Source organism: Corynebacterium sp. HMSC055A01 (assembly GCF_001809405.1).
Taxonomy (GTDB): Bacteria; Actinomycetota; Actinomycetes; order Mycobacteriales; family Mycobacteriaceae; genus Corynebacterium; species Corynebacterium hesseae.
The window spans coordinates 85378-111940 of the sequence record NZ_KV797598.1 but is presented as its reverse complement, the minus strand read 5'-3'; the positions used below and the strand labels follow the sequence as shown (position 1 = coordinate 111940).

Genomic DNA, 26563 nt, shown 5'->3' with positions numbered 1-26563 from the left:
TCCAATACTCTGCAACACCATGAAAAGAGAACGTCTCATCCTGTGCACCGCACTTTCCGCAAGCATCATCACGCTGACCTCCTGTTCCTCCCCCGAAAGCAACGAAGCTTCATCGCCCTCCAGCGCTGCAGCCTCCCACGCGCATGCCAAACACGACGAAGGCCATGACGGAGAGCACAGCCATGACGGCTTCGAAGCCTCCGCTGGCGAAACCGAGGTGGCAGAGCTTCCTTCCCGTGTCCTCATCTCCCATAAGGACGGCCTCACCACGCTCGATGGAGAGACCGGTGAGGTCATCGACAACGAAGAACTGAAAGCATTTCTCCGGCTTAGCGATGCCGGCGATAACCGCCACATCATGGTGACCAAAGGCGATAGCTTCCTTACCTACGACACCGGGCGCATCACCAAGCCACACGGAGATCACAAGCACTACTACGCGGCTCAGCCGCAGCTTGACGACGCTTCCATTGACGCACCTCACGCCGGCCACGTGGTTCACCACGATGGTTTTACCGCGCTCTTCTCCGACGGAGATGGTGTAGCAAAGATCTACAAGACCGAGGACTTCGGCAAGGAAGACGCCCAGCCGGTCAACACCGTCGAGACAGGAGCCGCGCACCACGGCGTCGCGGTTCCGCTGAAAGACGGCTCCGTGGTCACTACGAAGGGCACCGAAGATGAGCGCCACACCATCCAGCATGTGGACAAGTCTGGCAAGGTCCTTGCGGAAACCACCGAGTGTCCTGGTGTTCACGGCGAAGCTGCCGCTGGCAATGGCTCCCTCTTCTTCGGATGCGAGGACGGGCCCATCGTCTTCGACGGAACTGAATTCCACAAGATCGACGCTTCCGCCTATGCAGGCAAAGACGGCTACCAGCGCTCCGGCAACTCCGCGGGATCAGAGGAATCCAACATCATCCTGGCGGATAACAAGACCGACAAAGATGCCGACTTCGAGCGCCCCACCTCAGTGACCCTCATCAATACGGAGGACTACTCCGCCACGAAGGTCGAGCTCGGCGAGTCCTACTGGTTCCGTTCCTTGGCCCGCGGGCCCTTGGGCGAGGCACTGGTGCTCACGACCGACGGCACACTCAACATCATCGACCCAGATTCCGGCGAGATAACCAAGAAGATTGACGCCATCTCCCAGTGGAAGGAAAACGAGGAGTGGCAACAACCAGGGCCAATCCTGAAGGCAGCCAACGGCTATGCCTACGTCACCGACGCAAACAAGCAGGAACTGGTCGTTCTTGACCTCCTCGGCGACCAAGAACCACAGCGCTACAAGCTCGATGTCAAGCCCGTAGAGATGGCTGTCCTCTAAGGGCCTCCACCATTCACCCTGCTGGTGCTAGACCAGCGTTGCACCGGTAGCCGGCCCATAGGTCACCAATCCGCGGGTCCCGCGGTTATCGGCGCACACCTGGGCCACCACCTCCTGCGCGGTCTCCTCGTTTTCGCAGAGGAAGGCGCAGGTAGGACCAGAACCGGAGACAATTCCCTTGAGGGCGCCGGCGGCCTCACCAGTATCCAGAATCTTGCGCAAGTCCGGGCGCAGCGAGAGTGCTGCTGGCTGGAGGTCATTGTGCATCACTGCGGCGAGCTCACGGGGGTTGCCTCCTACGAGGGCTTGACCCACGGCTTCCGTGTCCAAGTGCGCTGTGCTTCCACGGCCGGCAGCGCGCAGCTCATCCAGCTTGCGGAATACCGACGGCGTAGACAAACCCTCAGCATTGGTGATGATCGCCCAGATATAGCACCCACGCGCCAGCATCGGAGTCAGAAGCTCACCGCGGCCGCGTCCCAAAGCCGTGCCGCCCATGAGGGTAAAAGGCACGTCGGAGCCGAGTTCCGCGGCGAGTTCGTAGAGCTTTTCCATGCTGAGAGGCTTCCGACCAAACTCAGTGCTCAGCGCGTGATTGGCCAAAAGCAGGGCCGCGGCGGCATCGGCGGAGCCGCCAGCCATCCCGCCGGCGGCGGGGATGTTCTTCTCCATCGTCAGCGTGCCAGCTGCCGGCAGCATGAGGTTTTTCGTCACCAGCTCCACCGCGCGCCATGCCAGGTTCTCGGTCGATGCCGGCACACCTGTCGCGTGGTTACCCGTGACCTCCACGGCACAGCCCTCGCCCCAGCGGTAGCTCACGCGGTCGTGTACATCGAGGGATTGGAACACGGTGGCCAGCTCGTGGAAACCATCCGCGCGGGCCTCGCCCACACCCAGGTGCAGGTTAACCTTAGCGTGGGCACGCGCCTGCCACAGCTGCGGAGACTCGTTTACCGTCTTGCTCATGAGGCTTCCGCCAACCTAACGAAATCCTCCACGCCTAGCTTCTCGCCGCGCAGGCGCGGATCGATATTCGCCGCGCGCAGCGCTTCCTCGGCTGCCGCGGCGGAACCATAAAAGCCCGCCAGGGCGGCGCGGAGGGTCTTGCGGCGTTGGGCAAAGGAGGCGTCGATCAGCGCGAAAAGCCGCGGGCGCAGCGCCTCGTCGAAGGGACGGGTGCAGTCAATGCGCACCAGGCCCGACTCAATCTTCGGCGCCGGCCAAAACACGTTCTTGCCGATTGTCCCGGCTTGCCTAACCGGGCCATAAAAAGATGCCTTCACACTAGGAATGCCATAGACCTTGTTGCCCGGCGCGGCGGCAAGGCGCTCAGCCACCTCCAGCTGCACCATGACCAAAACGCGGCGAATCGATGGGTAGACCTCCAGCAGGTGGAGCAACACAGGTACCGCGACGTTATAGGGCAGGTTGGCCACCAAAGCGGTGGGCTCCCCCAACTCGCCCGCCTCAACGGTGAGCGCATCCTTTTCCACGACCGAAAGACGGTCAGCAAAATCGGCTGCCCGCGCGGCCACGGTATCCGGCAGTTTGCCAGCCAGACGCGGGTCAATTTCCACGGCCGTTACGTGCGCAACTTCCCCCAACAGCCCCAAAGTCAGCGAACCCAGCCCGGGGCCCACCTCCACCACGCGGTCCTCTGGGGACAAATCGGCAGCAGCGACGATGCGGCGGATGGTGTTCGGGTCATGCAGAAAGTTCTGGCCCAGCTTCTTCGTCGGCGTCACGTCAAGCTCAGCGGCGAGTTCGCGGATCTCCACTGGGCCCAGCAGATGGGGTTGAGTCATACCACTCAGACTAATACGCGTGGCTCGTAAGCTTTAGCGCAGGCCGAGCTTGGCGGTACACGCAGGCCATGCACCCCAGCCCTGCGCGGCTTGAACCTTCTCTGCCACAGCGATCTGCTGCTCGCGAGAAGCCTGCCATGCCTCTGGGGCATACTCGGTGCCACCAAAAGCAGCCCAGGTCGACGGGGTGAACTGCAGTCCACCGGAGAAACCATTGCCGGTATTGATTGCCCAGTTGCCGGTTGCCTCACACTGTGCGATGGAATCCCACACGGAGCCATCCGCAACGGCCGGCGCGGTGGACTTCGGCTTGGTTCCGCGCGCAATCACGGCAGCAACGGCCTCCCTGCGCACGTCTTCCTTGATAATCTCGTTGGATTCTTCCTTGCCGTTGACCTTGACAATCTTGCGGGTCACGGCGCGCGAACCGGGGGTTCCCTCCTCGCGGACTTCCTCAGTGCCTTCCACGAGTTCTGGGTCATCGACATAATTAGCCGGCGCGTCAAAGTCCTCCGTCTTTTCCTCTTCGGAGATCTCAACGCGGTCCACGGTAATGGCAGTACCGGCCTTCACCGGCGTATCCAGAGCTGGGGATACGCGGTCATCCTTGCCCACCGTGATTCCACGAGCCTCAAGCACGTCCCCCACAGTCTTGGCCGCAACGCTGGCATAGGAAACGGAACCGCCGTCAGTAAGCTTAACGATCTTCGGGGACACCACTTCAAGGTTCATTCCCTCAGTCACCGTTTCATCCTCCTCCACGGTCTTGGAACCGGAAGTGATGGCAGCACCCGGGGCGATTCCATCGAGGCCGCCCAGCAGGTCAGACACCGTGAGATCGGTAGACGACAGCTGCTTTTCGACGCCATCGATGGTAACCGCGACAGGCTTGGCAGTGCGAACGGTGATCGAATCACCGTCAGCGACCGGCTCCGACAGGGCCGGGTAAACAACGTCTTCTCCCTCAACGTTGACTCCGGCAGCCTCGAGGGCAGCGTTGACATCACCGGCGAAGGTGGCCAGCTGAGTGGTCTCGCCGTTCACGTCAAGTGTGATGTCCTTCTGCGTGCTGACGGCAACGACGCCGCCCACGGCTAGGGTGCCAAGGACACCACCGGTAGCCATGCGCAGCGGCAAAGAGCGGGAATTGTTGATTCGCTTGATCTGCTTCTTCGGGGACATAAACCTTTACTCGTCTTCACGATGCTTCGTGTTCACAATGCAGGAACCCGCATTCTGAACACCTGTCACGGCGCGCCCCACGCGCGCCCGCCGGCGACATCAATGCCGGACTAACTTTGAATAACAATACGGTAACAGAACGTAACTTACGAAATGCATTCACGCGCCGCGGCCACTAGCAGCACACTCGTCACAACAAACACGTGCGCCACCACTGAGCAGCACCTTTAGATAAAGTGAAAATCCTCACACGCCAAAGACCCGCGCGAAGGTCGTGGCCACCTCCGCCGCGAGATCCTCCACTTCTTGACCACGCGCCTGCGCCACACAACGATACGTGTGCCCAATCAAGGAGGGCTCATTACGCGCTCCCCGGAAAGGCTCCGGCGTCATGTACGGCGCATCCGTTTCAATCAGCAGTTGCCCTGCCGGGGCAATGGCAGCGGCCTGGCGCATTTCCTCATTACGCTTGAAAGTAACGTTGCCGGCGAAAGACAGAACATAGCCGCGCTCAAGGGCTTCTTTGGCCACGGCGAGCGGCGAGGAAAAGCAGTGCAGCATCACCGTCGGCGGCTCGGGGCAATCCCCCAGCACACGCATGAGGTCCTCATCGGCCTCGCGGTTGTGGATCATCAGCGTCTTTCCCACCTTGGCCGCCAATTCCGCGTGCCAACGAAGAGCCTCTTCCTGCACCTCGAGGGGCGCGGTGGTTTCCGGCTCGTGGTGAATCCAATAGGTATCTAAGCCTGTCTCCCCGATGGCCACGCAACGCGGATCCGCAGCCATCTCGCTCAAGCGCAAACGAGCAGCCTCATTAAGTTCAGCCGCCTTAGTGGGGTGAATGGCGCACGCGGCATACACGTTGTCGAATTCCTGCGCCGCCGCCAAAGCCTTCTCCGCCTCAGCCAAGCCATCACCCACGGTAACGATGCGCTCAACACCAGCAGCACGAGCACGCTCAACGAGCTCGGAATCATCGTCGCGGCAGGAGGCGAGGTGCGTGTGGGCGTCGATAAGCTGGCTCAAACCTTCGGCGGGAACGGGCGTGGGGCGTGGCTTCTTCTTAGACATGGCTGCGAGTGTAGTCTTGCGCGCATGATTATCCGTGAAGCGACGGACGCCGACGTCCCCGCGATGACCGCCACGCTGAATTGGGCCATCCGAGAGACCCACTTCATCTTTCGCAGCGAACCCGCCACGGTGGAAGAGCGCACCGAGTATCTCCACCAGCTACGCCGCGACGGCTGCCCCTGCTTCGTGGCTTTCACTGACGACGGCACGTACTTGGGCTGGGCTCTCTACCGCCCCTACCGCGATCCCAAGGTGTGGCTGGGATGCTACGAGACCACGATCTACGTTGATCCCGCAGCGCACGGCCGCGGGGTGGGCACGCGCTTGCTCGGTGCAGTCGTTGAGCATGCCCGCGAGGCAGAGCAGGTCCATACGCTGCTGGCACTCATCGTGGCGGACAACGCCGCATCCATCAAGTTGCATGAAAAGTTCGGCTTTGCCACTGTAGGAACGTTAAAAGAAGTCAGCCGCAAAGCTGGGCGCTGGATAGACCTCACCCACTTGCAACTCATGGTTTAAGGAACATCATGCACGTCCGTCCCGCAGAGCTTGCCGACGCCTCCGCAATCGCCGCCATCTACAACTCCGCCTCCGCCGCGAAACCGGCCGCCAACCTCGTCACATGGCAGGAGTCCGTAGAGGACCGCGAGAAGTGGCTGGCGCAGATGGAAAAGGACAACTATCCGGTCTATGTCGCCGTGGACGACGACGAAATTGTCGGTTGGGCCGCCTACTTCCAATTCGTCACCCCAGCCATCTACTACGGCACGGCAGAGGACTCCATTTACATCGCGGAATCAGCGCGCGGCAAGGGCGTGGGCAGCGAGCTCATGGACACGCTCATGGATCACGCAAAGGAAAATGACTACGTGGAGACGATGATCACCTACATCGTGGACACCAACGAGTCCTCCATCGCCCTACACAAGAAGTTCGGTTTTGTGGAGACTGGCCGCATGCCCAATATCCACACCAAGGACGGCGTGCGGCTAGGGCTGGTGCACCTGCAGCGCGACTTCAACCGCTCCTAAAGCGGCTTGATTGCCGCCCCACCCCAGTGACGGCACTGCCCTACGCCCCACCTCAGTGACGGCACTGCCATTGTTGCCAAAGATCTGGCCAGATCCTGAGACGAAGCGGGAAACTTTGGCAACAACGGCAGTTTCAACCCAAGAGACTCACACTGTGCTGCTCAGTCACTCCCCGCGCACAAGTTAAGCCGACGCTGCCTGAAGCGGCACAATATCGTCCAACTCAGCAAGAATTTTGTCTTCCGCGACATCCAAATCGTAGTGAGTCTGCAGTCCCAGCCAGAACTGTGGGGACATTCCAAAATATTTAGCCAAACGAAGAGCCGTATCGGCGGTAATAGCCCGCTTTCCGTGGACGATTTCGTTAATACGTCGAGGCGGGACCCCTATCGAAACAGCGAGTTTGTGTTGGGTAATCCCCATGTCCTTGAGAAAGTCCTCCATAAGGATTTCACCTGGGTGTACTGGGGGGAGCTTGTTAGTGGTAGTCAACGATCTCAACCTCCTCTGGCCCTAAAGCGGTCCACCGGAAGCAGATCCGCCATTGGTCATTGATACGAATACTGTATTGACCCCGCCGATCGCCCTTCAAAGCTTCGAGCCTATTTCCTGGAGGAATCCGAAGCTCATCGAGCCTCTGAACGTAGCCCAATTGCCTCAGCTTGCGAAGAGCTACCGAGTGAATACGTGAATCAATCGAGAGCACCCGCTCTCGATTCCATAGACGCTCAGTGGCCCTATCCGCGAACGACTGAATCATAAACGCACCATACCCCCCATAACGCGACGCGTCAATAACGCGAGACGTTAACTCTAACTAACGCTGTAACACAAAAGCTACCGCAACTGGCGAGGACCTGCTAGGCAGCGAGCTCGTCGTCAATGTAGACACGCGTCGTCGCACGCAGGCCCGCGACCAGCATGCAGAAACAGAGCACCATGAGACCAATGAGCACAGCGGTCCAATCCCCGGTGGCCCCGCGCACCACTCCCACGGACAACGGTACGAGGCCCGCCAAGACGTAGCCGCCCGGCTGAACGAAGCCGGAGAGCCGCGCCGTGGTGAGCGCGGTGCGCGTGCGGGCAGTGAGCAGAGCAAGCGCCAATGGGAAGCACATACCGCCGATCCCCATCAACGAGGCCCAGGCCAGCGGGGCGGCGTCGGCAGCCACGAGCACTCCACCCCACCCGGCACACGTGCACAAAGAAAGCACCACGGGAACGGGAGTCAGGCGGTTAAGACGCGAGATGAGCCACGGCATGACTACGCCGCCGAGAATATTGAAGACTCCGATGACGGCCAGCGCCACGCTGGCGGTGTTCTCACTCACGCCTTTTTCTACCAGCATGCGCGGCAGCCAGCCCATCTGGACATAGGCCATGGTGGACTGCAATCCGAAGAAAAAGAGCATGGCCACCGCAGTGGGTGAGGTGAACATGGGGCGTTGCACTTCCGCGCCATCAACCGTGCCGTGGGCGACGTCCTTGCCGGCCTTGGGTAGGACCACTATCCAAGCCGCCAGCTGGGCGATGGCGGGCAGGCACCAAATCCACAACGCACCTTGCCACGATTTTTGTGTCACCGCGGACAATGGGCCGAGTGCACTGGAAACGCCCAACATCGTGGTGTAGGTGGTCATCAGCGCCACCAACGTGCGGCCCGACCCATGCTGCTTGATCCATGCAGGAAGCAGCACATTTGCTAGCGCGATGCCGGCAACAACGCACAGGGTAAGCACGACGAAAAGCGGAAAGCTACCTACCCATGGACGCAGGCCGAGCCCCACAACCAAGGCCACCGTGCCGCCGGCCAAGGTACGGCTTAGGCCCACACGGCGCGCGATGGGAACCGCCGCCAACCCCATGGCGGCAAAACACAGCCCCGGCAGCGCGGTCAACAAACCTGCCTGCCCAGAGCTGATTCCAAAAAAGTCTTGGATCTGCCCCAGCACCGGTGCCACCGAAGCAATACCCGAACGCAGGTTCAGCGCGGTGAGGCAAACAACGGAAAAGAGCAGGAAGGGCGCAAGCGAGCGCCGAAACGCCGAGCCCACGCCTTTACTTCTGAACCGGGGCCCACTCCGGGCCGGTCTCACCGAGCTCTGGGGCAAGTTTAGCCACCAGCGGCTTCGGCTTCTGCAGCGCGGTCCCCGGGGTTATGTCGAATCGCTTCCACGCGGCCTGCTGCGCGGAGTAGTCACCCGTGATGATCGGGTACGGGTGATTCTCCGGCGGAAGGTTTACGCCAACAAGTTCAACCGGCATGTCATCCGCCACTTCCTCGATGCGCGGCTGTGCGGCCCACACTCCCTCGCGGCCCAGGGTCTCGTGCACCTTTTGGGCGGTAAAGGGCAGGAACGGGGTCAGCATCACGTTGCAATCGGAGACCACCTGCAGCGCGGTCCACAACACCGTGGCCAGCCGCTCACGTTGGGTCTCATCCTTGGCCAGCTTCCACGGCTCCATAGCAGCGATGTAGGCATTGGCCTCACCCACGACGTGCATGATGGCGGTCATGGCTTGCTTAAACTTGGACTGCTCGAGGAAGCCCGCGGCGGTGGCAAAGGTTTCCTCTGCAAGCGACAAGATGTCCTTATCTGCCTGCTCCAGCGCGGCCGGTGCCGGCACCTCACCGAAGTTCTTGTGCGCCATCGACACGGTGCGGTTAACCAGGTTGCCCCAGCCGTTGGCGAGCTCGTTGTTAATGCGGCGCACGAACTCATCCCAGGTGAAGTCGGTGTCGTTGTTTTCCGGACCGGCAACGGCAATGAAGTAGCGCAGCGCGTCAGGACCGAACTCCTCAAGGAAGTCCTTGACGTAGATAACGACGCCCTTGGAAGAGGAGAACTTGGACCCAGACATGGTCAGGTACTCCGAAGACACGATTTCCGTCGGCAGGTTGAGCTCACCATAGGTGTGCAGCTCACCGCCCTTGGAGCCCTTACCCGCATAGCCCAAGAGCTCCGCTGGCCAGATCTGGGAGTGGAAGGTGATGTTGTCCTTGCCCTGGAAGTAGTAGTGGCGCGCCTGCGGGTTCTGCCAGTAATCCTTCCACGCGTCCGGGTTGCCGGTGCGGTGTGCCCACTCGATGGAAGAAGACAGGTAACCAATGACCGCGTCGAACCACACATAGAGCTTCTTCGCACCATTGTCCTCCCAGCCCTCGACTGGAATGGGAATTCCCCAGTCGATGTCTCGGGTCATGGTGCGCGGGCGCATGTCCTCCAGCAGGTTGAGGGAGAACTTGAGAACGTTGGGGCGCCAATCCTCACGAGTCTTCAACCACTCTTCGAGGACCTCCTTGACCGCAGGCAGATCCAGCAGGAAGTGCTCGGTGTCAATAAACTCCGGAGTCTCGCCGTTGATCTTGGATACTGGGTTAATCAGGTCCACCGGATCGAGCTGGTTACCGCAGTTATCGCACTGGTCACCGCGCGCGCCATCGGCGCCACACAACGGGCAGGTGCCCTCAATGTACCGGTCCGGCAAAGTGCGGCCAGTGGACGGCGAGATCGCACCCTGGGTGGTCTCCTTAATCATGTAGCCGTTCTCGTAGAGTCCCTTGAACAGCTCCTGCACCACCGCGTAGTGGTTGCGCGTCGTGGTGCGGGTAAAGAGGTCATAAGACAGGCCGAGCCCAGCCAGGTCGGTGACGATCTGGCGGTTGTAGCGATCCGCCAACTCACGCACCGTCACGCCTTCCTTGTCCGCCTGAACCAGCAGCGGGGTGCCGTGTTCATCGGTACCAGAAACCATGAGGACGTCGTTGCCACGCATTCGCTGGAAACGGGCGAACACGTCGGAAGGAACACCGAAGCCCGCCACGTGTCCGATGTGGCGGGGTCCGTTGGCATAGGGCCAAGCAACATTAACGACAACTGTCTCAGTCATGGCCTCTACTCTATCGAACACCCCCTCACCGGCAATGCAGTGAGGGGGTGCAGAGGAGAAAAGCTCGCGCGCCAGAACTAGTTCTTGTGGCTGTGCTGGCGACGGCGGGCCTTGAAGGCCTGTTCGCGCTGGAATTCGCGGTGCAGGCGACGCTCACGCGCCATCTTGCGCTGGAAGGCCTGGGATTCGCGGTACTCGCGGTAAATCACGTCATTGCGCAAGTCCTTGAAGATAGCGAACATGAGCCCGACAAGGATGAAGAGGAATGGCAGTGCTGCCACGATGGTGACATTCTGCAGGTTCGACAGGGAATCCTCGCTCGACAGCAGCAGGGTCAGGCCGACGGCTGCAGTGAGCACACCCCATGCCGCGGATAGCCACGGCTTAGCGGTGGTTGCACCGGACTGGGACATCGAGCCCATGACTGTCGACGCCGAGTCGGCCGACGTGATGAAGAACGTGGCCAGCAGCAGGGCGGCAACGATGCCCGCAACGAAACCACCAGGCAGGTTCTGCAGGAGGTTGAACAGTTCTTGCTCAGCAGAGTCGCCAGAGATGGAGTTGCCGTTTTGCTCCATGTGGATAGCCGTACCACCGAAGATGGCGAACCATACGGTGGAGACACCGGCGGGAACCAAGAGCACACCAATGCAGAATTCGCGGACAGAACGGCCGCGGGAAATGCGCGCAAGGAACATGCCAACAAACGGCGACCAGGAAACCCACCAAGCCCAGTAGAAGATTGTCCACGTCGACAACCATTCGCCAGCGGTTCCATTGTCGGACTCAGCAGTACGAGCGATCATCTCGGTGAAGTTCGCCAGGTAGTTACCGATGGAGCCCGGAATCTGGTTCAGAATCGACACCGTCGGGCCAAAGATGAACACGAAAATGGCCAGCAGAGCTGCCAGGACCATGTTGGCGTTAGAGAGGTACTGAATGCCTTTGCCCACACCAGACATGGCCGACAAGATAAAGGCCAAAGTCAGTACCACAACGATGCCAATCACGACGCTCTGCGTGGGGTTCTCAATAATTCCGGACGCTTCCAGGCCCGCCTGGATCTGCATAGCACCTAGCCCCAACGAGCAAGCAGTGCCGAAGACAGTGGCGAAGATGGCCAAGATATCAATGATCTTGCCCACGGCGCCGTCGGCAGCACGCTGGCCGATGAGCGGCACAAAGGCCTGGCTCAACAGCTGCTTACGGCCGATACGGAAGGTGGAATAAGCGATGGCGAGGCCAACGATGGCATAAACCGCCCACGGGTGCAGAGTCCAGTGGAACATGGCCGTAGCCATTGAGGTTCCCACCTCGTGCTCACCGTGTCCGGGAACTCCGTTCTTAAAATAGTTGAGCGGCTCGGAAGCGCCGTAGAACATCAGGCCGATGCCCATGCCAGCCGCGAACATCATCGCAATCCACGAGACCGTGGAGAATTCCGGCTCCTCGTTGATCTTGCCCAAACGAATGGTGCCGAACTTAGAGGCCGCGATGCAGATGACAAAAATAACGAAGATGGTGCCGAAGAGCACATAAGCCCAGCCAAAGTTTGTCACCACAAAGTTGAGAGCATTGCTGGAGAATGAACCGAAGCTCTCCGGCGCGACCAGTCCCCATGCCACGAAGGCAGCGATGAGGAGGCCCGCGATACCGACGATGCTCCAATCAATCGGTGAGTCGATGCCACCGGGCCCAAATTTGTCGTCCTCTTCTGCTTCTACGGGCAAAGCTGCAGCCGAAGGATCAAACTCCTTATTGGTGAGCATGTCCTGAAGCTGGCTCGTAGCTGACGTCGCCTCTAGGCGCTCGTCGACAGTGCGGTAATCATCCGACGCGGCCGGCGAGCTTTGTTCTTGGGAGGCGGCCGAAGACACCCCCGTGTCCTTCACATTGTCTGTATTGGTCGAGTCTGTCATACCTTCAAACCATGGTGCTGTCCCATCAACTAGTCAAACCATAGCGCTCATAAAAAACCTGCACAGCGGGCTTATTTCACAGCCGCAGCGCTTGGAAGGCGGGCAATTTCCTCCAAGCACTTCTCCACACAGTGCACACCCTTCAGCACCATTCTGTGCGCCAACTGTGCAGCGTGTCCATACAATCCGGCTCTGTCTCCGGCTACCGCCCAGGCTCCCTCAACCTTTCTGCGAATAACGATGCCATAACGATTGCCCGAAAAGAGACGGTCATCACCAGAAACCTGAGGTGGTGCTCAGCCGCGCGCAGCAAGGTAAGCGTCATAGAGCTCACGGTTGGACCATGCTGTTCCCGCTGCCGCCTTCTTGCACGCATCCTTGGCACGCACACCCCGCTCTACTTCTGTCTGGACCTGCTCAACGAGGGTCTCCATCGACACGGGCGCGGCCTCACCGCCCTCGATTACTACGGTGATTTCGCCCCGCGCATTCTCTTCAGCCCACTCCGCGAGCTCGCCTAGGCAGCCTCGCTTAATCTCCTCATAGGTCTTCGTCAGCTCCCGGCACACAGCGGCGCGACGGTCGGCGCCGAGGATCGCGGAGGCGTCGCCAAGCGTCTGCGCCAAACGGTGCGGGGACTCGAAGAACGCAATCGCGCGCTGTTCCCCCACCAAGGACTCCAGCCACGCCTTGCGCGGCCCAGGCTTGCGCGGCGGGAAGGCATCGAAGAGAAAATGCCCCACCCCCAAACCAGACAGCGCAAGAGCCGTCGGCACCGCCGAGGGTCCTGGGAAGCAGGTCACGGGCACGTCTGCTTCCACTGCTGCGGTGACGATGGAGTGCCCAGGATCAGACACCAGAGGCATACCGGCGTCGGACACCACGAGCACTGTCCCGGTCCGGGCGGCGGCGACGAGAGCGCGCGAACGCTCCTCTTCGTTGTGGTCGAAATTGGACACCACCCTGCCGCGGATCTCCACCCCCAACGCCTGGGCCAGATTGCGAACGCGGCGGGTATCTTCTGCGGCAATTACATCTGCGTGGCCCAATGCTTGCATCAAGCGGGCCGAAGCGTCACCGGGGTTTCCCAGCGGCGTGGCGGCAAGGATGACCCCACGCGGCAAGGGTTCAAGCTGAAGACTCATACTCCCCAGCATGGCACACGCACGCTAGACTCATCCGAGTGAGTATCGCAACCCCTACCGATCGATCTGGCCGCATCAAGCGCCCGCGTCCGTCTATCGCACGCGGCGCCCATACCCGGCCAGCGCCTCCTGCTCCCCGGCCCTATGTCTGGACCACGGCTGACACGATCAGCACCGCGATCATCGCGGCGCTGGCTTTCCTCACGCGCTTCATTGGCCTGACCTCCCCGGTCTCCGAAGGCACGCCCGTCTTCGATGAGAAGCACTACGTGCCGCAGGCCTGGGACATGGTTACCAGCTGGCATAACCTTTTTATCGGCGGTATTGAGTCCAATCCGGGTTATGGCCTCGTCGTCCACCCACCGCTGGCCAAGCAGATTGTTGCGATTTCAGAGGCCCTCTTCGGCTACACCCCATTGGGCTGGCGCTGCATGGCCGCGCTCTTTGGCGTGGGCACGGTCCTGCTGACTATGGCGCTGGCTCGCCGATTGTCCGGTTCGTGGCAGGTTGGCTTCCTAGCCGGTCTGCTCGCAGTGTGCGATGGTGTGCTTCTCGTGGCCTCCAAGTTTGGCATGCTCGACATCTTCCAAGTCTTCTTTGTGGTTGCCGCCGCGTGGGCCTTGGCACGCGACCACCAGCAGATGCGCGAGCGCCTCCACGCCGCTTTCCTTTCGGGCACCATGGGTGATTCCGACTTCGGTCCTCGTTTTGGATTCAGGTGGTGGCGCTTTGCGGCCGGTGTCTTCCTGGGGCTAACACTTTCTGTGAAGTGGTCGGGCCTGTACTACATCATGTTCTTCGGCCTCATGAGCGTCTTCTCGGACCTCGCGCTGCGCCGTCTTTATGGAGTGCGCCGCTACATCGTGGGCACGCTGGTACGCGATACGCCCGCGGCCCTCGCCTCCATCGTCGCGGTTCCTGTAGCACTCTATGCGTGGTCATGGCGCGCTTGGTTCGCCGATGAAACCGCCGTCTACCGCCACGCCAAGGTGGACGGCACTATCGAAGAAGGATCCTGGCTACTCAACCTCCCCGAGCCGCTCGCCGGCTGGTTCTACTACCACTCCTCCGTGCTGGAATTCCACGCCTCCTTGACCACTTCAGGCGGCCACAGCCACCCCTGGGATTCCAAGCCGTGGGCCTGGCTGGTGGCCGCGCGCCCCATCCTCTACTACTCCTCCACTGACATTTCCTGTGGCGACGGCGGTTCCTGCCGCAAGATGCTGTACCTGTTTGGCACCCCGGCCATTTGGTGGCTGGTCATTCCAGCGGTGCTGTGGGGGCTGTGGTCCTTGCTCGTGCGCCGCAACCGCGCCTTCCTCATTCCGCTCGTGGGCGCCGCGGCGGGTTTCCTACCCTGGCTAGCGGTCTTCGACCGCCAGATGTACTTCTTTTATGCCACGGCGTTTATCCCGTTCATCATCGTGCTCATCGCGTTGGCCTTGGGCCAAATGATCGGGCGCGGCCGCAAACTGGAATGGCACTGGCTCACAAGGCTCTTCGGTTCCGCGATGCCGCTGGGCACCTTCATCACGGTGTGCTACGCCGCACTCGTTGTAGCGATGTTTGCCTACTTCTCCCCGATTCTCTACGGCTACATGATCCCGGATTCTTGGTACAACTCCATCATGTGGCTGCCGTCGTGGACCTAACGCGGGCTAGCAGATAGCGTCCGATAAACGTCCCGCAGCAGGAACCCCCGGTCCGCCGCCCAAGCCCAGCCCAGGCAGGCGGTGGCGAGCCCGGTGCCGATGAGGATATAAAGCTGCCCCGCGGCGACGCTGCCCAGGGCAAAATCGCGCATGGTAAAGCCGCACAGGAACGCGAACATTGTGCACGCCACCGGCAGCAATCCGGGCGCTGAGGCAGGGCGCCATGCAGCAAAACCCAAACCGCTGGCAAGGCCGAAGCGCAGTGCTGCGGCCTCGATCAACAGGCGCGCGCGCTCCGGGTCAGCGCCTTCTGCAAGGGTCCCTTCGCTCTCCAGGGTGGTCAAGCCCGAAGCACTGACGACGACCACAATCGCCCACACAAGAAATGCCACGGACAGCACACCGAGGGTTACTCGCGCCAACGACAGCGAAGCCTGGCGAGTGCTCGAAGCTCGCTGCCATTCTGGCTCCACGCCAGCGAGGATAACCTCGGATAGATCCTGCGGCGGTGCTCCATCCGGTTCCACAAGGCTCAACGAGCGCGATAGAGCCGCTGCCTTGTCCCGGAAGGCTGCACAGTCTGGGCAGCTGGAAACGTGTGCCTCGATGACGTCAGGCGACAGCTGCGGGGCTTCCCCGTCTAGCTGCGCGGAAATCGCTGCCTGCACTTGCTCATGCGTCAGCACGGCTCAGCACTCCATCCACGCTCGCCCGGCCGGAACCGAAGACCACGATCATGAGCAATGACACGATGAGAACCAGCGGGTACTCGATACCACCATCGGCCGCGAAGAGACCGTTACCGATGTGCACGAAATACAATGCGCACGCCATGAGCAGCGCTAAAGCCCCCGCAACAAAGGTCGTGAGAAGGCCTACCACCAGGGCCGCCCCGCCCAGCATTTCCGCGAAGGCAGCCAAGTATGCCGAGGTCTGTGGCTGTGGGACCCCCATGGCAGAGAACTGCCCGGTAATTTCGTCCATACCGCTAAAGAACATCTTGTCCACGCCGTGCGCCACGAAGATTACTCCCAGCACCGCGCGGAAGATGAGGAGCGCGGCATCGCGTACGGCGGGTCTATTCATGGTTCATAGACTACCCTGGATAGCCGCCTCCCTCAGAAAGGACTCCCCACCCAGCATGCTTACGTGGACCACTACGAACACGCCTTTAGGCTGCCTCACCCTCGTGGGTTCTGCGCGGGGTTTATCTCACGTGTATTTCGACGGCGAATCTCTGGATCTTAGAAGCATGCAACGTCTCACGGATGTCACCGAACCTGGCTCTGCGGGCACGGTGCTTGTCGACGCCTCTCAACAAATTGACGAGTATTTTGCCGGCACGCGGAGGGATTTTGAGCTGCTTCTCGCCGTGCCTGAGTCCCCGCGCACCTTCCGGGATCGGGCGCAGCGTGCTCTGCGCGACATCCCCTTCGGGGAACGTTGGACCTATTCGGCTCTTGCCACCGCCGCCGGTAGCGCGCAGGCCGCGCGTGCCGCGGGGAGCGCCTGTGCCACCAACCCGCTTCCGATTGTGGTGCCGTGTCACCGCGTCGTACCGGCTGGCGGCGGTGTGGGTTCCTATCGCGGCGGCGCAGCCGCGAAGCAGATGCTTCTGGACCACGAGGCCGCATGCTGCGGCACTAATCCGCAGAGAGCCCTTGGCAACCACGGGTAGCTCTGGGGAACCGATGAATAACTTCTGCAGTCTAAAAAGGCATGACTAGTACACAGATGGCAAACGATACGAGACTTGTTTTTGACTCCGCGGGGCTCGGCCGCCCTGCTTGGGCAATGACCTCCCCACTCCTCAAGGAGTACTACGACACCGAATGGGGCATGCCCATCCATGAGGAATCCGCACTGCTAGAGCGCCTCTGTTTGGAGGGCTTCCAGGCTGGGCTGAGCTGGGAGATCGTTCTGCGCAAACGCGAAGCTTTCCGCGCCGCTTTCGTGGGGTTTGATGCTGACCTTCTGGCAAGCTTCGGCGAGGAGGAAGTGGAGCGCCTGATGAATAATCCTGGAATCATCCGGAACCGCCTCAAGATCAATGCGGTACTCGCCAACGCGAAGGCCACGGTGGCCTTAAGAGAGCAGGGCGGACTCGATGAGTTCATCTGGAGCTTCTTGCCGGAAGAGACCATCGCACCGGAGCGCGAAGAAGACATCCCTAAATACACACAAGAAGCCTTGGACATGTCCAAGGCTTTAAAGAAGGCCGGGTTCAAGTTCGTCGGCCCAGTAACGTGCTTTTCACTCATGGAGGCCATCGGCATGGTCGATGCCCACCTCGTGGGCTCGCACCGTCGCGGTACATCCGGTGTGTGGCCGGCCTAGCGCTCAGCCAACACAGCGCTTAGCCAACTCGACGCTCCGCCAAATCATCACGCCGCTGACGCGGGGTGGGATGAGGACCGTCAAACCCACCGTCGGAATCATCCTCCGAGTACACCGGAAGGTAGTCAAAGTCCGGGCTTTCATCATCGATTTCCAGGATGAGCGCGCCCGGGCGGCGCAGCTTCGGCGGAAGCGACTCGGCGGGGTTCTCCGCGTTACGCACTCCCAGGCGGGCGCGGCGTAGGTGGTAAATGCGGCGCCGCAACAACTCCCGTTCACGGCGTACCTGGGCGCGCAGCGCAACCAGGTAAACCGTGGTCATAACACCAGCGATAGCCGCCAGCCACCACGTCCATCCACCCACGACGATGCCGAGGCATACCGTAGCTACCACTGCTACCGCCAACCCGATGAGCGTACGCTGACGGCGCTGGTAACGCGTGGCAGAAGCTTCCTTCTCCTTCACCGGATCCCAGCCGCCGCGGCCAAGGCGGCGCTGTGCGAAGGCGAGCTCGTCCTCAGACAGCTCGGTATCGCTGCCGCCGGCCTCAGAGTCCTCGGCGTTCAGCTCCGCGGCATCAGCGTTCTCGCTTTCCGCCGCCGTGGATTCTTCCGCGTCGGGAGCATCATCAGCCCCATCTGAATCCTCGGCGTTGGGCGTCGTCGGCGCCTCCTCCACAGCGTCAATAGCACCCGGGTACATCAAATCGACCGGAGAAGTGTAGGCGTCGTCGAAGTCATAAGCATCCTCCGCCACCTCAGCATTTGCTGGGGCTGTAAACACTTCAGCGGAATCTGCTTCAACGTCCTTGGTGTCCAGTCCTGCTTCCTGCTCAGCCTCGGCGACGTGGGCGGGCTCCGCTTCGAGCTCGAAGTCCTCTTCAACGGCGTCTTCCTCAACAACCTCGCCGTCAATCGTCTCCGCGACGTCCGAAGCAGCTTCATCAGAGGTAGCGGTTTCAGCGCGAGAGGACTGCGAATCCTCGCTTACGCCTTCGGCCTCCACCAGCTCGTACTCCGCTTCGTCCGCTGCAGCCCCCGTTCCTGCCTGGGCGCGCGGGCGGATATCTTCCTTGCCCAGGCGCGGCTTGCGACGGCCCGGCACAGAGCCGGAATCACCTTCGAAGAGCACGCGGGTCTCTTCAAAGGCCTCACCCGTGTGGCTCATCGGACGCTGCGAACGCAAAAGCAACGGGGCGAGGATGAAGAGCCACAACACGATTACGAGAATGATCGGCACGGCAGTCATCATGCGGCTGTGTCCCACTTTCAGGGGTCGACGAAAAGGGAATATAACTAGGCCCCTACTCTAGCCGCCCACACCGGCTCCATGGGCATCAACGAGCCCATAAATTACAAGGTTGTTACTTAAGTGAAAACAGAGGTAGTTGAACTAATCCAAGCGCGATCTAGAGACCGAGGATCCGCCCCGCTGCGTGCAGGCGCTCCACCGCGCTCGAGGCAAAATCCTCACGATTGAGCGCCAAGAAGTGGTGGTCCCGCCATGCGCCGTCAATGTGTAAGTTGCGGCGCAGAAATCCCTCATCCCGAAAGCCATTGTTGTGTAGCACCTTGCCCGAAGCAGGGTTCTCCGGCAGGTAGGTGGCGGTGACTCTGTGCAGCCCCACTCGGTAAAAAGCGTGGTCCACGCCGAGGGCGCACGCAACGGTGGCCACGCCGGCGCCGTGTACCCCGGAATGGACCCAATAGCCGATCCAGCATTCACTGACCCCTCCGTGCTGAATATTTCCCAGGGTCAATTGGCCTCGAAATTGCCCATCGACGTCAATGACGAGCGGCACCACCGTTCCAACGCGGGCAGAATCACGCAAAAACATCAGGTGATTCCACCACGCAGACTGCGAATGCGCCGCACCCCACGACGTCGGCAGCGTGGGTTCCACGGGTTTAAGAGAATCCCGATCCGCTATGCGCTGCTGCCGCCACGCCTCGCCATCCCGACGCAACAGCGGGCGCAGGCGTACCGTCGCTCCGTGCGGGAAAACGCTGGAGCCTCGCAGCCGCACCGCAGGGGTCGCCTCAGGCCACCCCGGATGCTCGGGGTGAGCCTCACCGCTGGCGGGGGTGGAAAACCTCCCTGCGGCAGTACCAAAAGGATCAAGCATGGCGTGCGTAGCTGCCGGCTAGCTTCGTTGGGTCAGGAAGAGGACGTCGACCACATCTCCCGGGCGGATCTCGGTGACCTCCTCCGGGATGCGAATCATCGCGTTCGCTTCTGACAACCCGGCGAGCAGGTGTGCCGGCGCGCCCGCCGCGCCACCTAGCCCTTCCACGAGGTAATCGGAGGTCTCGGCGTCACGCATCAGCCGGGCACGGATGTATCCGCGACGGCCCGGGCGGGACTCCATGTGGTTGAGCACGCGTGCGCGTACGACGCGACGCTGACCGCTGCGCTTGCCTAGGGACAACCGAATCAGCGGGCGCACAAAAACCTCGAAGATGACGAGCGCAGACACGGGGTTCGAAGGCAACAGGAAGGTGGGGATGCGCTCTTCACCCAACAGACCAAAACCTTGGACCGAACCGGGGTGCATTGCCACACGAGTAGTATCGACATCCCCCAGCTCATCGAGGACTTCGCGGATTTCATCCGCCCCCGCACCGCCCACGGCACCGGAAATCACCAGCACCTCGCTGCGCGCCAGGTAAGTCTCCAAGGCCTCCCGCACGCGGCGCGGCTCACCGGCAGCAATGCCGACGCGGTGCACGTCCGCGCCGGCCTCCTTCGCGGCCGCTGCGAGTGAGTAAGAGTTCACGTCGAAGACCTGGCCCAGGCCGGGCTCACGGTCGACGTCGACAAGCTCCTTGCCGTAAGAGACGATGGTCACGCGCGGGCGTGGGTACGCCAGCACCTTCGAGCGCCCCACCGCCGCGAGCAGGCCAATCTGCGCCGGCCCCAAGACAGTTCCAGAGGACACTGCCACATCGCCGGGTTGGATGTCATCGCCCACGCGGCGCACGAAGTCTCCCGAGCGCACTGGCCGGTGCGAGGTCACGCGCTTGCGTCCGCGGTCGGTCCACTCGAGGGGAAGGACGGCGTCGGCAAGCGTGGGCAAAGGCGCACCCGTATACACCCGCACCGCCTGCTTAGGCTGCAAACGCAAAGGCTGACGCGAGCCTGCAGGCACCTCCCCCACCACCGGAAGCGAGCGCTCAATCTCAGTCTCCGAAGCAGGAGCATCCGCATCCTCAGCGTCGTGGCGAGTGCGCGCCTTGAGGGCTTTTTCTCCCCCGACGTCCACGGCACGCACGGCGTAGCCATCAATCGCCGCCTGCGGGAAGCCCGGCAGTGGCTGATTAGCCTGCACCTCCTCCGCGCACTTGAGACCCAGCGCATTCGCGATGGCGATGCGTACCGGCTCCGGAGTCATCGCTGCATCAAGAATGAACGCCATCTGGTCATCGACCGAACGCATGTACCGCCTACCTTTGCTCTGGGGTATGTGGGGCCTAAAGGGATGGAAGTTACTGGAGTAGAGCTTAGCGCGCTTGGTGCGTCAAGACTTAGCCCTTCAGCCCGTTTTCTTCTTCGTAATCCTCCACAATCTTCTTAATCGCCTTGTAGAGCGCGGGACCGTATTTCTCATCGCGCAGACCAAAGTCCACGTTGGCTGGGATATAACCGCCCGGGTTGCCAAGGTCGTGGCGCTTGCCTTGGTGAACTACGACGTGAACTGGGTGTCCCTCCTTGATGAGGAGCTCGATGGCATCGGTCAGCTGCAGCTCCCCACCCTTGCCTGGCTTGATACGGCGAAGCGCATCAAAGATCTTCCTGTCGAGCAGGTAGCGCCCGGTGGCCACGAGGTTGGACGGCGCATCAGCCGGATCCGGCTTCTCCACCATGCCCACAACCTTCTTCACTCCCGGCGCGTCGGTGTCTTCGACGTCGAACACACCGTAGTTAAAGGTCTCCTCGCGCGCGACCTCGAAGGCGCACAGCACGCTGCCGCCTAGAGCTGCGCGAACACGGGCCATCTCCCCCATGACGGTGGCGGGCAGAACAATGTCATCCGGTAGCATGACGGCGAAGAATTCCTCGTCATCCTCGAGCACGGATTCCGCCAGGCCCACCGCGTGGCCCAGGCCCAGCGGCTTTTCCTGCTCCACCGAAATCGGGTGGATCAGCTGGGCGGCGCGCTTGACCTTAGCAACCTGCTCGTCTTTGCCGCGGGCGTCGAGTGTCTCAACCAGATCCGGAAACTCCTCGAAGTGCCGCATCACTTCTTGCTTGTTTGGTGCGGTGATCACCGCGAGGCGCTGAGCACCAACCGAAGCGGCTTCTTCCGCAATAAGCTCGATGCCCGGCGTATCAACGACGGGGAGCAGCTCCTTGGGCACGGTCTTGGTGGCAGGCAGGAAGCGAGTGCCCATGCCAGCAGCGGGGACAACGACCGTAGCGATCCCGGTGTGGGAATCCTCGTGTGCAATAGCCATAAGTTCCACTTTACAATGCACCCACCGCTCTCCTGCGCTGCGCTACGCCGTCACATTATGATTAGCAACCATGACGACCTCCCCCAAGGACGCCTTAAGAGCCTCACTTCTTAACGCCCGCCGCGAACGCACCTCTGAACAGCGTGCTGACGACAACGCCGCGTGGTGTGCTGGTGTAAGAGAGCTCCTGACTCCCGCGATGCGCATTGCCGCCTACCACCCACTGGGCACAGAGCCGGGCGGGCCCAGCTTCGTGGATGCCGTGGCACAGCTCTGCAAAGAGGTTTACCTGCCTATTTCCGGTACAGACGGGGAGCTTTTGTGGACGCTATATACCGGCCCACAGGCCATGCGCCCGGGGGCGCTGGGGATTGCGGAGCCCGTCGGCCAGCGCCACAGCAGCGAAATCCTGGCCCAGCTCGATCTCATCCTCGCACCCGCGATGGCAGTCAGCGAATCAGGCATGCGCTTGGGCAAGGGAGCGGGATACTACGACCGCGCGCTCACTCCCCTCCCCACTGGGCGCCCACCTGTCGTCGCCTTGGTGCATTCCAGCGAGGTCCGCGATGTCCCCTTCGATGAGCACGACCGCCCAGTCGATGGCGTCCTGACCGAGCGCGGGATGCGCTGGCTTTAATCGCTTTCGGGCCCCGCCCGGGAACCACGCGGTGCCACGCGCAGTCTAAGAAGGTATGGATTTTCTACATGTTCTGCGCACCCCGGGACATCGCCGCAGCGTGCTCCTGCGCCGCGTTATCGCAGCTGTCCTGCTCGTGACCGCCGCAGCCAGTGCGCTCGCTTCCACGCGTGAGCAGCCCCGCGTCGTAGTCATGGCCCGGGACGTGGCGGCCGGGGAGACGCTAGCGCTTGGCGATGTCTCCGTGGCCCGCGTCCCCTCCTCCGCTCTTCCCGCCACGGCGTTGGGAAATAACCCAGAGGATGCCGTGGGACGCGTGCTGGTAGCGGCCGCGAGCGCTGGCGAAATCTTGACCACAACTCGCCTACTCAGCTCAGATCTCGTCGCAGATTTCGGTATGGACAACGGCCACCTCATCCCGCTTACGCTGGCTGAGCCGGAGATTTCTCGTAATCTCCACCATGGAGATACGGTCAACATCGTCGGCACGGTCGAGGACGGGCCCGACGGTACCGCCCCCGCACGCGGAAAGACTATTGCCCGTGGCGCTCGCGTCGTGTCGGTAGGAACAGGCGGAGATGATGCACGCACACAATCGTTGCTCGTTGCCCTCCCCGCCGAGGCTGCCGAGGACGTCGCTGCCGCTTCCCTTGCGCAACCGCTCACGGTCGTCATCGTGGGCGACCGTGCCCACAATTAAGATGACACTGTGAAGATCGCCGCGTTTGCGCATCAATGGTGCTGCGGGATGTTGCCACCACCAACAATCTCTGCCTAGTATGGGCGCATCCACTCAGGCGCTAATGTTTGTGTGTCTTTCCTGTCTCACAACGTCGTGGCAACGCATGCTGTGAGCGCTCAACAGTGGTCTTTTCTATTCCAGCAATTTTCCCCCGATACTTCTTCCTAAGTAGGCACTCCTACGCTTCAAGAACCTCGCTCCTTTCGGCCCCTTCCGGCTCATCACGTGCTAGGTACCGTCTCATTGAACAGCGTTGGTTCTCCCACCGCGCGCTGCGCCGCAGCCGCGCACTACCGAAGAAGCATTTACTCCGCAGAAAAGGACATATTCCCATGCTTAAGGGCTTTAAAGATTTCATCTTGCGCGGCAACGTCATCGAGCTGGCCGTGGCCGTCATCATCGGTGCTGCATTCACCGCAATCGTTACCTCCATCACGGACCACCTCATCCAGCCGCTGATCAACTCCTTCGGTTCCCCGGACTTCGGTGGCCTGGGCTTCGCGATTACCGACAATCCCGAGACCTTCCTTGACTTTGGTGCGGTCATCACGGCACTCATCAACTTCCTGATCGTCGCTGCCGTCATCTACTTCGTCATTGTCGCTCCGCTCAACGCCGTCACCGAGCACGCTAAGCGCCGCCAGGGTGTTGACCCGGAGGAGCCGGCTCCGACCGCCGAGCAGCTGCTCGCTGAGATCCGCGACCTGCTCGCTGCTGAGAACGGTGGCACCACCACTGAGAAGCCAGGTTCCAGCTTCTAATTCACAAGCAAAACCTGCAATCCCGCAGAGCCAGCACAATGCTGAAGCTCTGCGGGATTTCCTTATGCGCTCTAGGCCCTCGACGCGCTACTGCGTAGTACCAAAGTGCGGCGGCATATTCTCGCGGTAGAAAGCCTCACCGGTGACTTCGTCTTCGCTGTTGCCATCAAAGCTTACGATGCGCAGCTCATCGGCGCCAGCCCCAGCAGAGGTACCAGCCGCCTGCGATACAGGCCCGCCGGGCACGTCGAAGCTGCGGTCATAATTCTGGGCGGTCGACGGGCGCTGAGCACGACGACGGCGGGCACGTGGTGCGGAATCAGCCATTAGACGCTGGATTTCTGCAGCTGATCAACTAGATGATGCACCAAAGGCGTCAAGGTTGCCATGCCATCGCGCACCGCCGCGCGGGACGAAGCCACGTTGACGATGACCGTCGAACCGGACACTCCTGAAATACCGCGGGAGGTGCAGGCATCCACCGCGCCGCATGCCTGGCCGGAAGAGCGCAGCGCCTGCGCCACGCCCGGAACCATTTGATCCAGCACCGCGCGGGTTGCCTCAGGAGTTTTATCGCGGGGGCCAACGCCCGTGCCACCGATAGTCAATACGAGGTCAACTCCCCCGACCACACCGGTTTCAATCGCCTGTCGGATTTTGGATTTCTTGGAGCGAACAATCACTGCGCCGTCGAAGGTGAAATCGGCTTCGGCCAGCAATTCACCCGCCAAACGCGATGTGTCCTCCGTTGACTCATCTGGGTGGTCGGTAACGATCACGACGAGCGCGCGACGCGGCGCCTGAACGCTTTGTTCTTGCTCGCTCGCAATGAGGAAGGCGTCATCGGGCTCGGTAACATCATCAAGTTCGTGTGAGGCATCGCGCCCCAACAGCTCAGCTGCGTCGGTGTTGTCTGCCACGGAGGTTCTCCTTAAAGGTGGGACGGAATCTTCCGGAAGTAGTTGCTTAAAAAGGTGTCAGGGTGCGGTATTCACGCGGTGCTTGCGCACCGCCCGAGTATTTGTAAACTTACTCGCTCGCCAGCGTTACCTCTACCTTTCTCACGTCTTCGTTGTCGCGGCCCTTAACTTCCAGTGTCACGGTTGCCCCAAATTCCTGCGAGCGGGTTGCCGCAATCAGGGCATCGGAGCTTTCAATGAGCCGGTCGTTGACGCGAGTGACCACATCACCGGACTTCAGTCCTGCTTTATCAGCCGGGCTGCCAGATTCCACATCAACGATTTCCGCGCCAAGGGTATCGCTCTGCGCACGGACCTTAACGCCCAACGTGGGATGCTTGACCTTGCCGTTATTGATGAGCTCATCGGCCATTCGCTTAGCAAAATTTGAGGGGATGGCGAAGCCCAGGCCGATGGAGCCGCCTTCGGCATTCGAACCGCCAGATAGCGAGGCAATCATCGAGTTCATGCCAATGATGTTGCCCTCCATATCCACCAGGGGACCGCCGGAGTTACCGGGGTTGACGGCTGCGTCGGTCTGGATGGCGTCGATAAGCGAGGACTCCCCACCTTCCTGTGACGCACGCACCGGGCGGTTCTTGGCCGACACAATTCCGGACGTCACCGTGGCGTTGAGCCCCAGCGGGGAGCCAACGGCAACTACCTCCTGCCCCACTGCGGCCGCGTCCGAATCACCAAACTGGAGGAAAGGAAGATCGCTGACGTCGTCGATTTTGATGACCCCGACGTCTGTCGTCGCATCGGACGCGACAAACGTAGCGCTATGGCGCGAACCATCATTCATCGTCACTTCGAGCCTCCCTCCCTGATCCGCGCCAGCAACGACGTGGTGGTTGGTCAGCACATAACCATCTGGGGAGATAATTGAACCGGAGCCCTCGGCACCGCCAGAGCGGGTCATGGAGTAGATCGACACCACCGACGGCAGAACCTTCGATGCTACGTCCTCCACAGAGCCGGCGGCCGGCTCGTTACCGGTGCTATTGGCCACCGGCTGGCGCTCGAGAACCTCGTTGACCGTCGAGGTCGAGGATTTATCGTCACCGGCTTTGCCAACCACGGCACCGGTGACGCCGCCAACTGCAATGGCTTCAACAAGCATCATCGCCAACGCGGTGCCCATTCCTACTTTGCGCTTGTTCTTCGGTTCGCTCCCCTGCTCCACGACCTGCGCGCCTGCGCCTTGCTGACCAGCGAAGCGTTCGTTCTGATTCCCCTCGGGCGCAGCACCGAAGCGCTGTCCTGCATATGGTTGTGCTGCGCTCTGTCGCACCTGGCTTTGCTGACCAAAGCCATAGGTTGAGCCGCCATACGGTGCTTGTCCCGCGCTTGGCGCCTGAGAAGGCTGAGCACCAAACGACGACGGGCTTCCCGGCCCGCCCTGTGCGCCGTAGGGCGCTTGCTGCTGCCTTCCCTGTGCCCACGAGTCCGAGCGCGGCTGATTCCAGCCGTTTGATGAGCTTCCCGCAGAAGGCGCCCCGCCCTGCTGCTGTGCTTGTCCCCGTCCATCAGAGTTCTGCGGGGTATCCATGGGATTATCCATGTTCGAATTCCTCATATTCATGTCAGGTAGTGTGCACCATCGCGCTGGGGTGTATCTGTCTCTGCTCTGCCAGTGTGCTAGG

28 protein-coding genes are annotated in these 26563 nt (G+C 61.2%); 9 read left to right on the top strand and 19 right to left on the bottom strand.

The window, feature by feature from the left end; translation table 11 throughout:
* Positions 1–19 precede the first annotated feature (19 nt).
* Complete coding sequence (locus HMPREF2604_RS13040; protein WP_070565744.1) at positions 20–1330, top strand: hypothetical protein; 1311 nt, start codon at positions 20–22, stop codon at positions 1328–1330.
* A gap of 27 nt (positions 1331–1357) precedes the next feature.
* Here HMPREF2604_RS13040 and HMPREF2604_RS13035 read toward each other — a convergent pair whose 3' ends face one another.
* The 4 genes from HMPREF2604_RS13035 to HMPREF2604_RS13020 all read right to left on the bottom strand — a co-directional run bounded on the left by HMPREF2604_RS13035 (position 1358) and on the right by HMPREF2604_RS13020 (position 5388).
* Positions 1358–2296 (bottom strand): 4-(cytidine 5'-diphospho)-2-C-methyl-D-erythritol kinase, encoded by a 939-nt coding sequence (locus tag HMPREF2604_RS13035; RefSeq protein ID WP_070565741.1) that lies wholly within the window; start codon positions 2294–2296, stop codon positions 1358–1360.
* Complete coding sequence (gene rsmA / locus HMPREF2604_RS13030) at positions 2293–3135, bottom strand: 16S rRNA (adenine(1518)-N(6)/adenine(1519)-N(6))-dimethyltransferase RsmA (protein WP_070565739.1); 843 nt, start codon at positions 3133–3135, stop codon at positions 2293–2295. The genes HMPREF2604_RS13035 and rsmA overlap by 4 nt, the downstream gene beginning before the upstream one ends.
* Positions 3136–3168: 33 nt before the next feature.
* A complete protein-coding gene (locus tag HMPREF2604_RS13025; RefSeq protein ID WP_070520785.1) occupies positions 3169–4317 on the bottom strand; it encodes a resuscitation-promoting factor in 1149 nt (382 codons plus the stop codon).
* 246 nt (positions 4318–4563) lie between these two features.
* Positions 4564–5388: a TatD family hydrolase gene (locus HMPREF2604_RS13020; RefSeq protein WP_070565737.1), complete on the bottom strand. Its 825-nt coding sequence runs from the start codon at positions 5386–5388 to the stop codon at positions 4564–4566.
* A gap of 24 nt (positions 5389–5412) precedes the next feature.
* Between HMPREF2604_RS13020 and HMPREF2604_RS13015 the strand changes: the two genes are divergently transcribed.
* The gene (locus tag HMPREF2604_RS13015) at positions 5413–5907 is read left to right on the top strand and encodes a GNAT family N-acetyltransferase (protein ID WP_083299263.1); all 495 of its coding nucleotides are present in this window, start codon (positions 5413–5415) and stop codon (positions 5905–5907) included.
* Positions 5908–5915: 8 nt separating this feature from the next.
* Complete coding sequence (locus tag HMPREF2604_RS13010) at positions 5916–6419, top strand: GNAT family N-acetyltransferase (RefSeq protein WP_070563396.1); 504 nt, start codon at positions 5916–5918, stop codon at positions 6417–6419.
* Between the two features lie 183 nt (positions 6420–6602).
* On the opposite strand, the gene HMPREF2604_RS13005 is transcribed toward HMPREF2604_RS13010, so the two are convergent.
* The 6 genes from HMPREF2604_RS13005 to rsmI form a co-directional block, all read right to left on the bottom strand.
* On the bottom strand, positions 6603–6863 hold the full coding sequence (locus HMPREF2604_RS13005) for a HigA family addiction module antitoxin (RefSeq protein WP_070520778.1): 261 nt from the start codon (positions 6861–6863) through the stop codon (positions 6603–6605).
* A gap of 34 nt (positions 6864–6897) precedes the next feature.
* Positions 6898–7179 carry a type II toxin-antitoxin system RelE/ParE family toxin gene (locus HMPREF2604_RS13000; protein ID WP_070565735.1) on the bottom strand — a complete coding sequence of 94 codons (282 nt, stop codon included), beginning with the start codon at positions 7177–7179 and terminating at the stop codon, positions 6898–6900.
* Between the two features lie 100 nt (positions 7180–7279).
* Positions 7280–8473 carry an MFS transporter gene (locus HMPREF2604_RS12995; RefSeq protein WP_070565733.1) on the bottom strand — a complete coding sequence of 398 codons (1194 nt, stop codon included), beginning with the start codon at positions 8471–8473 and terminating at the stop codon, positions 7280–7282.
* Positions 8474–8477: 4 nt separating this feature from the next.
* On the bottom strand, positions 8478–10310 hold the full coding sequence (gene metG / locus HMPREF2604_RS12990) for a methionine--tRNA ligase (protein WP_070565731.1): 1833 nt from the start codon (positions 10308–10310) through the stop codon (positions 8478–8480).
* 77 nt (positions 10311–10387) lie between these two features.
* Entirely contained in the window at positions 10388–12229 is a 1842-nt protein-coding gene (locus HMPREF2604_RS12985) for a BCCT family transporter (protein ID WP_070565729.1), read from the bottom strand.
* A 296-nt stretch (positions 12230–12525) separates the two neighbouring features.
* Positions 12526–13374: a 16S rRNA (cytidine(1402)-2'-O)-methyltransferase gene (gene rsmI / locus HMPREF2604_RS12980; protein ID WP_070565727.1), complete on the bottom strand. Its 849-nt coding sequence runs from the start codon at positions 13372–13374 to the stop codon at positions 12526–12528.
* A 38-nt stretch (positions 13375–13412) separates the two neighbouring features.
* Here rsmI and HMPREF2604_RS12975 point away from each other — a divergent pair, with 38 nt between their 5' ends.
* A complete protein-coding gene (locus HMPREF2604_RS12975) occupies positions 13413–15026 on the top strand; it encodes a dolichyl-phosphate-mannose--protein mannosyltransferase (RefSeq protein ID WP_369815741.1) in 1614 nt (537 codons plus the stop codon).
* Here HMPREF2604_RS12975 and HMPREF2604_RS12970 read toward each other — a convergent pair.
* Entirely contained in the window at positions 15023–15712 is a 690-nt protein-coding gene (locus HMPREF2604_RS12970) for a zf-HC2 domain-containing protein (protein ID WP_070531672.1), read from the bottom strand. The genes HMPREF2604_RS12975 and HMPREF2604_RS12970 overlap by 4 nt on opposite strands.
* On the bottom strand, positions 15699–16112 hold the full coding sequence (locus HMPREF2604_RS12965; RefSeq protein WP_070520761.1) for a DoxX family protein: 414 nt from the start codon (positions 16110–16112) through the stop codon (positions 15699–15701). The genes HMPREF2604_RS12970 and HMPREF2604_RS12965 overlap by 14 nt, the downstream gene beginning before the upstream one ends.
* Between HMPREF2604_RS12965 and HMPREF2604_RS12960 the strand changes: the two genes are divergently transcribed.
* Both HMPREF2604_RS12960 and HMPREF2604_RS12955 read left to right on the top strand, forming a co-directional pair.
* Positions 16075–16704, top strand: a complete 630-nt coding sequence (locus HMPREF2604_RS12960) for a methylated-DNA--[protein]-cysteine S-methyltransferase (RefSeq protein ID WP_348521987.1) — start codon at positions 16075–16077, stop codon at positions 16702–16704. The two genes, HMPREF2604_RS12965 and HMPREF2604_RS12960, sit on opposite strands and share 38 nt — an antisense overlap.
* A gap of 41 nt (positions 16705–16745) precedes the next feature.
* Positions 16746–17363 carry a DNA-3-methyladenine glycosylase I gene (locus tag HMPREF2604_RS12955; protein WP_083299262.1) on the top strand — a complete coding sequence of 206 codons (618 nt, stop codon included), beginning with the start codon at positions 16746–16748 and terminating at the stop codon, positions 17361–17363.
* Between the two features lie 19 nt (positions 17364–17382).
* On the opposite strand, the gene glpR is transcribed toward HMPREF2604_RS12955, so the two are convergent.
* The 4 genes from glpR to HMPREF2604_RS12935 all read right to left on the bottom strand — a co-directional run bounded on the left by glpR (position 17383) and on the right by HMPREF2604_RS12935 (position 21818).
* Positions 17383–18612 (bottom strand): divisome protein SepX/GlpR, encoded by a 1230-nt coding sequence (gene glpR, locus HMPREF2604_RS12950; RefSeq protein WP_319803291.1) that lies wholly within the window; start codon positions 18610–18612, stop codon positions 17383–17385.
* A gap of 160 nt (positions 18613–18772) precedes the next feature.
* The gene (locus HMPREF2604_RS12945) at positions 18773–19489 is read right to left on the bottom strand and encodes a GNAT family N-acetyltransferase (protein WP_070565724.1); all 717 of its coding nucleotides are present in this window, start codon (positions 19487–19489) and stop codon (positions 18773–18775) included.
* Positions 19490–19507: 18 nt separating this feature from the next.
* Positions 19508–20800, bottom strand: a complete 1293-nt coding sequence (gene glp / locus HMPREF2604_RS12940) for a molybdotransferase-like divisome protein Glp (protein ID WP_070520746.1) — start codon at positions 20798–20800, stop codon at positions 19508–19510.
* Positions 20801–20888: 88 nt separating this feature from the next.
* Entirely contained in the window at positions 20889–21818 is a 930-nt protein-coding gene (locus HMPREF2604_RS12935; RefSeq protein WP_070520743.1) for a UTP--glucose-1-phosphate uridylyltransferase, read from the bottom strand.
* Positions 21819–21888: 70 nt separating this feature from the next.
* Between HMPREF2604_RS12935 and HMPREF2604_RS12930 the strand changes: the two genes are divergently transcribed.
* The 3 genes from HMPREF2604_RS12930 to mscL all read left to right on the top strand — a co-directional run bounded on the left by HMPREF2604_RS12930 (position 21889) and on the right by mscL (position 23958).
* Complete coding sequence (locus HMPREF2604_RS12930; protein WP_070565722.1) at positions 21889–22455, top strand: 5-formyltetrahydrofolate cyclo-ligase; 567 nt, start codon at positions 21889–21891, stop codon at positions 22453–22455.
* A 55-nt stretch (positions 22456–22510) separates the two neighbouring features.
* Entirely contained in the window at positions 22511–23155 is a 645-nt protein-coding gene (locus HMPREF2604_RS12925; RefSeq protein WP_070565721.1) for an SAF domain-containing protein, read from the top strand.
* Positions 23156–23529: 374 nt separating this feature from the next.
* Positions 23530–23958: a large conductance mechanosensitive channel protein MscL gene (gene mscL / locus HMPREF2604_RS12920; protein ID WP_070520733.1), complete on the top strand. Its 429-nt coding sequence runs from the start codon at positions 23530–23532 to the stop codon at positions 23956–23958.
* Between the two features lie 87 nt (positions 23959–24045).
* Here mscL and HMPREF2604_RS12915 read toward each other — a convergent pair whose 3' ends face one another.
* The 3 genes from HMPREF2604_RS12915 to HMPREF2604_RS12905 form a co-directional block, all read right to left on the bottom strand.
* A complete protein-coding gene (locus HMPREF2604_RS12915) occupies positions 24046–24285 on the bottom strand; it encodes a hypothetical protein (protein ID WP_070565719.1) in 240 nt (79 codons plus the stop codon).
* Positions 24285–24878, bottom strand: a complete 594-nt coding sequence (locus tag HMPREF2604_RS12910) for a MogA/MoaB family molybdenum cofactor biosynthesis protein (RefSeq protein WP_070520727.1) — start codon at positions 24876–24878, stop codon at positions 24285–24287. Before HMPREF2604_RS12910 ends, HMPREF2604_RS12915 begins: the two co-directional genes overlap by 1 nt.
* A gap of 109 nt (positions 24879–24987) precedes the next feature.
* Positions 24988–26481, bottom strand: coding sequence for a S1C family serine protease (locus tag HMPREF2604_RS12905; RefSeq protein ID WP_083299261.1), 1494 nt, complete (start codon positions 26479–26481; stop codon positions 24988–24990).
* Positions 26482–26563: the final 82 nt, after the last annotated feature.